The organism is Pseudomonas sp. CM27, assembly GCF_013179515.1.
Lineage (GTDB): Bacteria > Pseudomonadota > Gammaproteobacteria > Pseudomonadales > Pseudomonadaceae > Aquipseudomonas.
This window is the reverse complement of record NZ_JABMCN010000221.1, coordinates 1-10385: the sequence shown is the minus strand read 5'-3', so window position 1 is coordinate 10385 and position 10385 is coordinate 1. Positions and strand designations below refer to the sequence as shown.

At 64.0% G+C, this 10385-nt stretch carries 9 protein-coding genes; 1 reads left to right on the top strand and 8 read right to left on the bottom strand.

The features are described from left to right. The first annotated feature begins 37 nt into the window (after positions 1–37). Positions 38–2791, top strand: a complete 2754-nt coding sequence (locus HP547_RS22840) for a dermonecrotic toxin domain-containing protein (RefSeq protein WP_172287507.1) — start codon at positions 38–40, stop codon at positions 2789–2791. A gap of 59 nt (positions 2792–2850) precedes the next feature. Here the strand turns inward: HP547_RS22840 and HP547_RS22835 are convergent, their stop codons facing one another. The 8 genes from HP547_RS22835 to HP547_RS22800 form a co-directional block, all read right to left on the bottom strand. Continuing rightward, the gene (locus HP547_RS22835; protein ID WP_172228064.1) at positions 2851–3258 is read right to left on the bottom strand and encodes a DUF2802 domain-containing protein; all 408 of its coding nucleotides are present in this window, start codon (positions 3256–3258) and stop codon (positions 2851–2853) included. A gap of 1 nt (position 3259) precedes the next feature. Further along, positions 3260–3739, bottom strand: a complete 480-nt coding sequence (locus tag HP547_RS22830) for a chemotaxis protein CheW (RefSeq protein WP_003254393.1) — start codon at positions 3737–3739, stop codon at positions 3260–3262. Between the two features lie 41 nt (positions 3740–3780). Next, entirely contained in the window at positions 3781–4674 is an 894-nt protein-coding gene (locus tag HP547_RS22825) for a CheW domain-containing protein (protein ID WP_172287504.1), read from the bottom strand. Further along, on the bottom strand, positions 4674–5462 hold the full coding sequence (locus HP547_RS22820; protein WP_172228068.1) for a ParA family protein: 789 nt from the start codon (positions 5460–5462) through the stop codon (positions 4674–4676). The genes HP547_RS22825 and HP547_RS22820 overlap by 1 nt, the downstream gene beginning before the upstream one ends. A 222-nt stretch (positions 5463–5684) precedes the next feature. Further along, the gene (motD, locus tag HP547_RS22815) at positions 5685–6542 is read right to left on the bottom strand and encodes a flagellar motor protein MotD (RefSeq protein ID WP_172228070.1); all 858 of its coding nucleotides are present in this window, start codon (positions 6540–6542) and stop codon (positions 5685–5687) included. A gap of 3 nt (positions 6543–6545) precedes the next feature. Then, positions 6546–7286 carry a flagellar motor protein gene (locus HP547_RS22810; RefSeq protein WP_172228072.1) on the bottom strand — a complete coding sequence of 247 codons (741 nt, stop codon included), beginning with the start codon at positions 7284–7286 and terminating at the stop codon, positions 6546–6548. Beyond that, positions 7286–8416: a chemotaxis response regulator protein-glutamate methylesterase gene (locus HP547_RS22805; protein ID WP_172228074.1), complete on the bottom strand. Its 1131-nt coding sequence runs from the start codon at positions 8414–8416 to the stop codon at positions 7286–7288. Before HP547_RS22805 ends, HP547_RS22810 begins: the two co-directional genes overlap by 1 nt. 46 nt (positions 8417–8462) lie before the next feature. Further along, positions 8463–10385, bottom strand: a 1923-nt coding sequence (locus HP547_RS22800) for a chemotaxis protein CheA (protein ID WP_172287502.1), incomplete at its 5' end; no start/stop codon positions are given.

The window sequence follows — 10385 nt, the reverse complement described above, 5'->3', positions numbered from 1 at the left end:
AGCCTTGCCCTTTCCAAAAATGAGCAAGGTGAACACCATGTCCACGACCCGCATCAACGCCGCCGGCGTGCAGTATGTTCGCGACCACCTGCGCCAGGTGCCTCGCCCGGACCAGGAGGCCAGCCGCGCCCTGCGCCAATGGCTGGCCAGGCAGGGCCATGATCTCGACCCCACGCAGATCGACGTGGTTACCTTGCATCACGCCCCCGATGTGCGAGCTGGCCACTTGGTCGCGGTCACTCAGCGTGCAAGCCTGGTCGAGGCTCTGCTGGCCAACTGGCAGGGGGTAACCAACAACGATCTGTTCGGCGCCCTGTTTCGCCAGCCGTGGGCCGGCAGCTTGCCTGGCGGTCCGCTGCGCCTGGTCGAGACCTTGCCGGCACCGGCGCTCAACCACTATGGCGCCCCATACCAGGTATTCAACGGGCTGTTCCGCCGAACCTCGCCGCAACGCTATGACGCCTCGACCCTCCTGCCGATAGCCGCCGAGGCATTGCAGCGCTTCATCGCCGCCCTGGACTTCCATATCCCCTTCAAGGCCCAGCTGGACCGCTACTGGCGAGACCACCTGAACGGCCACCGGCTGGCCAGCAAGCTCAACTTCATCGCAGCTTGTAACAAACAGGTCAGCGAAGGCAGCCTCAGCGAGGCAGCAAGAAGGTTGATATGGCAAGCCGGCGGGCTGATGCCACGTGACAGTGCGCTACGGGTGAGCATGTTGAACATCTACGGCTACGCAGCCACCGATCTGTTGTGCCTCAAGGCCCCCGCCAGCGGCTTGATCGTGCTCTATGTTCCCGGCAACAGCTCGCCGCTGCTGGAGTTCGCCAGCGAAGACCTGCTGAAGGACTGGGTAGGCCAACAATGCAAAAACCCTGACAGACGCGCAGCGCTGAAGCAGCATTTCAGGCTGGCGGACGCCCCCCAGGGCCTCGACTTCAGCGGCCTGGATACAGCCCTTGAGGGTTTGGCCGCGTACCCTGCCCGGCATCCGTTACCGCCTGAACATGGCTTTTTCAACGACGACGGCAAGTGGTCACCGCGCACCTACGTGAATTACCGTCAGGAAAAATACTCGCCCGACATTGATGGTGACCTGTTTCAGGCAATGGCAGACCACCAGCGCCAACGCAGTTACGACGACGCAGCCTTTCTGATCACCACCGACAGCCAGGTCAGCAAAGCCCGCTGGGGCGGTTACCTGTCCAGCACCCTCAGCCTGTTGGCTCCGTTGTGCCTGGTAGTACCCGGGCTGGCGCCATTGCTGGCTATCGGCGGCATCGCGCAACTGGGCCTGGGGCTGGACCAGGCCATCAATGGCAAATCGCTGCACGAAAAGCAGGATGGCGTCGGCAACATCACCTGGGGCCTGTTCAATGCCCTGCCGTTGGCTATCGCAGGCGCCACCAAGGCCCAAACCCTGTTCGAGTTCAAACTCGATGGCTTCGTGCCGCCCACCCGGCTGAACGAGCAGATCGGTTACCCGGCAAGCCCGGTCTCAGCCCCGCGCTTGCCAGCCCCGGAAGGCGTGCCCTATTTCCATATCACTGAGCCGATCCCGCCACTGCCCGATTGCGATCAGGCCATCGCCGACGCTGTCATCCGCGTGCCCCAATACGACAGCAATGTCGACCACCTCGATGCCTGCATCGACGGCTACACACAGCGCATGGTCTACGACCTTCAACGTGATGTGTTCATTCGCGAAGGGGATCTGAACGAGATCGAGCCCACCGGTTACGTTGCCCAGGCTGGCCGCCGCGACCTGGTCGCTGCGCCCGCCAGTCGCGTGCCCGGCAATGGCATGCGCAGCCAGAGCCTGCGTGCCCTGGGCGTAGAGCTCAGGTTCCCGGTAGATATCCCGGTGCAGGCCAGCAACAGCTACCCGATTCCGAAGACCATTTCGTGCCTGTGGGTAGGCGACCGCACCATCAGCCCCAAGCTCCTGGCCAACCTGGGCAATAACGCTGCCCGGCTGAAGGACAGCGAGTACGAGTTGCGCCTGTACCTTGGCAAATCCGCCCCTCAGGCCTATGCCGAAAACCTTGAACTGCTGGCCGAACATGCGCCCGGCCTGCAAGTACTGCCACTAGAGGAGCAAGCGTTCTTCAGGGCCTTTCGCCAAAGCCGCTACTACGCACAGTACGACGCGGCCCTGGATGGCAACGGTGGTATCGCCACCAACTACGCCTCGGCATCCGATGTGCTGCGCTACCCGATGCTGCACCATGAAGGCGGCTTGTACATGGACGTCGACGACACCTTGCTTGGCACTGGCGAATACCCGCAGGTCACCGACGGGCAAACCGCCGGCAGCCCTGGCGAAGCTATCGACCAGGTAACGCTGGCCACCACCCCGGATGGCCTGCTGCTGGCGCCGCCCATGTCCAATGAAAAGCTGGGCATGAACTGCCTGTACAATACCAGCCTGATAGGCAGCCACCCGGGCAATCCGTTGCTGGAGGCCATATCCGAAGAAATCCACGCCCGCTACCAGACCAACCAGGACTTCTACGACAGCAAGCCGAGCCTGGCCGATGACCCAGCCAACTTCTACCGCTATGCCAACCGCCTCAGTCGCCTTACCGGCCCAGCCATGCTCACCGACGTCGTCGACCGTCACCTGCCAGGGCTGCGTACCCTGCGCCAGCTGATCAACCTTTACGCCATACCCCGGATCAATGCCTACCGGTTCGTCGACCTGGCCCAAAGCCAAAAGGCCATGCGCACACTGCTGCCACTCAACCGCTTCGCCAGGGTTGGCGGCAATCATTCCTGGAGCCACTCATGAGCCGGCAGCAGACCCGGCCTGGTCGGGGGTAAATACGCGAACAGACCGGGGCAGAGCCGTCAGGACGAGGCGTTTTCGCTGCGATGCAATTTACTCATCAGCTCCGCCTCGGCCTGGGTCAGGCCGCAGCTTTCGGTGAGCTCGGCGACGCTGGCGCCCATGCCCACCAGCTTGGCCGCCTGGCTGAAGGTGACGTTGCTGGGGTCGCGCTGCTCCAGTTGCTGGATCTTGTCGGGCAGCGGGGTAACCACTGCGCTCAACGCGTGCAGCGCCTCGCCCATGCGCACGGTACCGTTCTGGTAGTCGTCCAGGCGCTTGGCCAGGTCCTTGATGCGCTGGTCACGCAGGGCATCGCCCTCGGCCTGCTGCGCGGCCAGCTCGCGCTGGCGCTTGCTGTAGTTGAGGAAAAACCACAGGCTCAGCGCCCAGACCAGCGCCAGGAAGATGACAGCAACCTGTAGGATCAACTCAGATATTCTCCAGCTCGGACCACTCTTCCTCGGTCATCATCTTGTCCAGCTCGACCAGGATCAGCAGTTCGCCATTCTTGTTGCACACGCCCTGGATGAACTTGGCCGACTCTTCGTTACCCACGTTAGGCGCGGTCTCGATCTCGGACTGGCGCAGGTACACCACCTCGGCCACGCTGTCGACCAGGATGCCGACCACCTGCTTGTCGGCCTCGATGATGACGATACGGGTGTTGTCGGTAACTTCGGTGGGCATCAGGCCGAAGCGCTGGCGGGTATCGATCACCGTCACCACGTTGCCGCGCAGGTTGATGATGCCCAGCACATAGCTAGGCGCGCCCGGCACCGGAGCGATTTCGGTGTAGCGCAGCACTTCCTGCACCTGCATCACGTTGATGCCGTAGGACTCGTTGTCCAGACGGAAGGTAACCCACTGCAGAATCGGATCTTCGGAACCTTGTGCGGACGACTTTTTCATTCCCCTACCCTCAAAATCCGCCATTGGCGGTGTGTTCGCTGTCATTGCTGTTTGGCATGCATCTGCTTGACCGCGCCGCTGGCGATCAGCTCGGCCAGTGCGGCGACGTCGAGCAGGGCACACATGTGTTCAATCACCGTGCCGGCCAGCCATGGCCGCTGGCCGCGCTGGCTGCGCCACTTGATCTCGGACGGGTCCAGGCGCAGCGAACGGCTGACCTGGTGCACGGCCAGCCCCCATTCGTAGCCCTGCACGGAAATCACGTATTGCAGGCCCTGGCGAAAGTCATCGCGATAGCGGTCAGGCATCACCCAACGGGCCGTGTCCAGCACCTTCAGGTTGCCGGCCTGGCAGGTCAGGATGCCGAGGAACCAGTCGGGCTGGCCGAACAGCGGCGTCAGCTCCTGGCCCGCCAGGTTGTAGATCGAGCCCAGGCACACCAGAGGCACCGCCAGGGTCAGACCGGCAACGTCGAACAGCAGGCATTCGAACGGCTCGGCCGCCCACGCCGGGCGACCGTCTTCACTGGGTGGCGGCGCAGGCAGGTCGGGGGCCGGCAAATGCACATCGACCAACGGTACCGCGGGCTGCGGGGCTTGCTCTTCGACCAGCACCGGTATGGCGGCCTCGGCCACCACCTGCTGCTCGACCACGGTCACCACCGGCGGCTCAACCGGTATCACGCTGGGCAACACCGCCAGCCGGGGCTCGGCGAAAGGTCGCAGCGCAGGGCTGATGTCGGCTTCGGCTGGCGCTTGCCTTGCCGGCTGGCGGGCATCACGCGCCTGCTCCTCGCGCACCGCTGCGGCGAATTCTTGCGCCGCTGCCGGTAGCTCGATCAGGTCGTCAGCTTCGGTGGCCTCCTGCAGCAACCCGTCAAGGTACGATTGCAGGGCCACCTGTGGCCGGGTGCTGGTGTGCCGAGTCTGGGTCATCAAGCCACCTGCGCTGCAGTCTTGTAAGTGAGCAGGTGCTTTAGCAGCGCCCGATAGGCAATCAGGCCGCGGCTCTTGCCGTCGAACTGCGAGGGCGTGACACCCTTGCGGCTGGCATCGCGCAGCCGCGTGTCGACCGGGATGTAGCCCTGCCACACCTGCTGGCCGTAGGTATCGCGCAACAGCTTGAGCGTGCCCAGCGAGGCCTGGGTACGGCGGTCGAACAGGGTGGGCACGATCTGGTAAGGCAGTGCCTGCTTGCGCGAGCGGTTGACCATCGCCAGCGTACCGACCATGCGCTCAAGCCCCTTGACCGCCAGAAACTCGGTTTGCACCGGGATCACCAGCTGCTGGCTGGCCGCCAGCGCGTTCACCATCAGCACGCCGAGCAATGGCGGGCTGTCGATCAGGGCGTAGTCGAAATCCTGCCACAGCTGCGCCAGACTCTTGGCGATCACCAGCCCCAGGCCATTCTGCCCCGGCGACTGGCGCTCCAGCACCGCCAGCGCGGTGCTCGAAGGCAACAACGAAATGCGCTCGTCGCTGGTGGGCAGCAGCAGTTGCCCAGGCAAGCCTTCGGGCACCCCGCCCTTGTGCAGGAACAGGTCGTAGCAGCTGTGCTCCAGGGCATCCGGGTTGTGCCCGAAATAGCTGGTCATCGAGCCGTGCGGGTCGAGGTCGACGACGACCACGCGCTTGCCGGCCTCGGCCAGCAGGCCGGCCAGGGCAATGGTAGTGGTGGTCTTGCCGACGCCACCTTTTTGATTGGCTACTGCCCAGACTCTCATCAAGCAAACTCTATCTATTGATTTGGCAGGGACACTGCCTTGCTCAAAATTTGAAAGCTCGCGCAATCAATGTGGGAGCGGGTTTATCGAAGCGTCGAACCGCCGCGAACACCGGCAAAGCCGGTGCCTTATACCGAGTCGCGATCTTCGCGGGTGAACCCGCTCCCACAGGGATCGCCGTCAATGTCATGAACTCGTTAACAGTGACAGAGATTTGACGACTTATTGCCCCGCCACCGTTGCTGGCGTTGCCGGTGCACTTTGTGTGCCAGCCCGGCGCAATGCAGCGTCCGGTGTAGCGTTGGCACTGCCCGAGCCGGTCAGGCTGCGGCGCACTTCGAGGTTGCGCGAAATCACCAGCACCACCCGCCGGTTGCGCGCACGGCCGTCGGCGGTGTCGTTGCCGGCCACCGGCTGATACTCGCCATAGCCCACCGAGGCCATGCGCGCCGGGTTGACCCCTTCCATGGCCAGCAGGCGCACGATGCTCGCCGCCCGCGCCGACGACAGCTCCCAGTTGGTCGGGTACTGCGCCGTGCGAATCGGCAGGTTGTCGGTAAAGCCCTCGACGTGCACCGGGTTGGCGAACGGCTTGAGAATGTTGGCCACCTTCTCGATGATGGCAAAGGCCTTGTCGCTGGGCATGGCATCGCCACTGCCGAACAGCAGCGACGAATTGAGCTCGATCTCGATCCACAGCTCGTTGCCACGCACGGTCATCTGGTTGCTGTTGATCAGGTCGCCAAAGGCATCGCGCACGTCATCGCTGATGGTTTTCAGCGGGTCGACATTGGTCGCACCCAAGGCAGCCTCGGTCTGCTCGCTCTCTTTGACCAACGGCTCGGCCGGGCGCACGCTCAACGGCTGCTCATCACCGATAGGGATCGGCTTCATGCTGCGTTCCGGGTCGTTGAACACCCCGAGCAAGGCCTGGGAAATGACCTTGTACTTGCCCTCGTTGATCGAGGAAATCGAGTACATCACCACAAAAAAAGCGAACAGCAAGGTAATGAAGTCGGCGTACGACACCAGCCAGCGTTCGTGGTTTTCGTGTTCCTCGGTATGGCGACGGCGACGCATGGGTTACTCCATGAAGCCTTGCAGCTTCAGCTCGATCGAGCGCGGGTTTTCACCCTCGGCAATCGACAGCAGGCCTTCGAGCAGCATCTCGCGGTAGCGCGACTGGCGCATGACGAGGGCCTTCAGCTTGCTGGCGATCGGCAGCAGTATCAGGTTGGCGCTGGCCACCCCGTAGATGGTGGCGACGAAGGCCACGGCAATACCATTGCCCAGTTGCGCCGGGTCGGCCAGGTTGCCCATCACGTGGATCAGGCCCATCACCGCACCAATGATGCCGATGGTCGGCGCGTAGCCGCCCATGCTCTCGAATACCTTGGCAGCCTGGATGTCACGGCTTTCCTGGGTCAGGAAATCGACTTCGAGAATGCTGCGGATGGCTTCCGGTTCGGCGCCGTCCACCAGCAACTGCAGGCCCTTGCGTGCATAAGGGTCGGGCTCGCTGTCGGCCACCCCCTCCAGGCCCAGCAGGCCTTCCTTGCGTGCGGTCAGGCTCCAGTTCACCACGCGGTCGATCCCGCCCGCCAGGTCGACCCGTGGCGGGAACAGGATCCAGCGCAGGATCTGCAAGGCACGCTTGAACGACGACAGCGGCGACTGCAGCAGCGCCGCCGCCAGGGTACCGCCCAGCACGATCAGCGCCGCCGGGCCGTTAACAAGGGCACCGGCATGGCCGCCTTCGAGAAAGTTGCCACCGACAATGGCGACAAAGGCGAGGATCAGGCCGATCAGGCTGAGGACGTCCATCAGACGCACGCCTCCACCAGGTGCTTGCCGATTTCGTCCAGGCTGTACACGGCGTCAGCCAGGTTGGCCTTGACGATGGCCATGGGCATGCCATAGATCACGCAGCTGGCTTCATCCTGGGCCCACACCGTGCTGCCGCCCTGTTTCAGCAGGCGCGCACCTTCGCGGCCATCGGCGCCCATGCCGGTGAGCACCACCGACAGCACCTTGTCGCCATACGACTTGGCCGCCGAGCCGAAGGTAATGTCCACGCACGGCTTGTAGTTCAGGCGCTCGTCGCCGGGCAGGATCTTCACCGTGCCACGGCCGTCGATCATCATCTGCTTGCCCCCCGGGGCCAGCAGCGCCAGGCCGGGGCGCAGCATGTCGCCGTCCTCGGCTTCCTTGACACTGATGCGGCACAGTTTGTCGAGGCGTTCGGCAAAGGCTTTGGTGAACGCGGCCGGCATGTGCTGGATGAGCACGATCGGTGCCGGGAAGCTGGCCGGCAGCTGGGTCAGCACCCGCTGCAGGGCAACCGGGCCACCGGTGGAGGTGCCGATGGCGACCAGCTTGTAGGGCTTGCGCTTGGCGGCTGGCGAATGCGTAGGCGCAGCGGCCGGTGCACGGGCAGGCACGGGAGTACGCGCCGGTGCAGGGCTGGTGAAACCGCTGGCAGGTGCAGGGCTGCTGGAAGGCGCCGGTGCAGGTGCGGCCACCGGCACGTGGCTGGCGTAGCTGCCAAAACGGCGGTTGCTGCGGGAAATGGTGTGCACCTTCTCGCACAGCATCTGCTTGACCTTGTCGGGGTTGCGCGAGATGTCCTCGAAGTTCTTCGGCAGGTAATCAACCGCACCGGCATCCAGCGCATCGAGGGTGACCCGGGCGCCTTCATGGGTCAGCGAGGAGAACATCAGCACCGGCGTCGGGCAGCGCTGCATGATGTGCCGCACCGCGGTGATGCCGTCCATCATGGGCATTTCGTAGTCCATGGTGATGACATCGGGTTTCAGCGCCAGCGCCTGGTCGATTGCTTCCTTGCCGTTGGTCGCGGTACCCACTACCTGGATCGTCGGATCCGACGAGAGGATTTCCGAGACGCGGCGGCGGAAGAAACCGGAATCATCCACCACCAGGACCTTGACTGCCATAAACACTCCATTAGGCGGCGCAACCCGCCAGGGTGCGCCACCGAAATCAAATACGCCGCGCGGCGTAACGCTTGAGCATGCTCGGGACGTCGAGAATCAACGCAATGCGCCCGTCACCGGTAATGGTGGCCCCGGACATCCCCGGGGTCCCCTGCAGCATCTTGCCCAGCGGCTTGATTACCACTTCTTCCTGGCCAACCAGTTGATCGACGACAAAACCGATGCGCTGGGTGCCCACCGACAGGATCACCACATGGCCCTCGCGCTGCTCTTCGTGCACCTGGCCCTGCACCAGCCAGCGCTTGAGGTAGAACAGCGGCAGTGCCTTGTCGCGCACGATCACCACTTCCTGGCCGTCGACCACGTTGGTGCGCGACAGGTCGAGGTGGAAGATTTCGTTGACGTTGACCAGCGGGAAGGCGAACGCCTGGTTGCCCAGCATCACCATCAGGGTCGGCATGATCGCCAAGGTCAGCGGCACCTTGATGACGATCTTCGAGCCCTGACCCTTGGCCGAGTAGATGTTGATCGAGCCGTTGAGCTGGGAAATCTTGGTCTTCACCACGTCCATGCCCACGCCACGCCCCGACACGTCGGAAATCTCGGTCTTGGTCGAGAAGCCCGGGGCGAAGATCAGGTTGTAGCAGTCCGACTCGCTCAGGCGCTCGGCGGCGTCCTTGTCCATCAGGCCCTTTTCAACGGCCTTGGCGCGCAGGATGTTCGGGTCCATGCCCTTGCCGTCGTCCGAGATCGACAGCAGGATGTGATCGCCTTCCTGTTCGGCCGACAGCACCACGCGGCCCGTGCGCGCCTTGCCGGAGGCATCACGCTCATCGGGCATCTCGATGCCATGGTCGACGGCGTTGCGCACCAGGTGCACCAACGGGTCGGCCAGGGCCTCGACCAGGTTCTTGTCGAGGTCGGTCTCTTCGCCGACAAGCTCCAGGTTGATTTCTTTTTTCAGCTGGCGAGCCAGGTCGCGGACCAGGCGCGGGAAGCGGCCGAAGACTTTCTTGATCGGCTGCATGCGGGTTTTCATCACCGCGGTCTGCAGGTCGGCGGTGACCACGTCGAGGTTGGACACGGCCTTGGACATGGCCTCGTCACCGCTGTTCAGGCCCAGGCGCACCAGGCGGTTACGCACCAGCACCAGTTCGCCGACCATGTTCATGATCTCGTCCAGGCGCGCGGTGTCCACCCGCACGGTGGTTTCCGCTTCGCTGACCGCGTGCTTGTCGGCGGCCGGGGCCGGCGCGCGAGGGGCCGCAGCAGGTTTACTGGCAGGCGCAGGCGCCGCAGCTGGCGCCTGCGCCTTGGCCGCAGCCGGTGCTTCGACCGCAGCAACGTCGCCGCCGAACTTGCCCTTGCCGTGCAACTGGTCGAGCAGGGCTTCGAATTCGTGTTCGCTGATTTCGTCGCTGGCGGCGCTGGCCGTAGCGGTCTGTTCAGCGGCGGCAGGCGACGGCGCCTTGGCACCCGGCAACGCATCGACCTGGAACGTACCCTTGCCATGCAACTGGTCGAGCAGCGATTCGAACTCGGCGTCGCTGATCTCGTCGCTGACCGCTTCAGCGCTGACGGCAGCCGGCGGCGCCACAACCTCGGCGCTGAACTGGCCTTTGCCGTGCAACTGGTCGAGCAACGACTCGAACTCGGCGTCGGTGATTTCGTCGCCGGCCGCACTGACGGGCTCACCCTGCATCTGCTCGTCGGCAGCAGCTTGTGCCTTGACCGCATCGAGCGAATCGAGCAGCTGCTCGAACTCGCTGTCGGTGATGTCCTGGTGCGCGTCATCGGCCGCAGCAGCCAGCGGCGCCTCGGCGGCGGGCTGGGGTGCAGCAACGGCTGCCGCAGGCGCTTCGGCGCTGCCAGGTTCGGCCAGGCGCGACAATGCCGCCAGCAGCTCAGGGGTGGCCGGAGTCACTTCGGCGCGCTCGCGCACCTGGCCAAACATGCTGTTGACCGTATC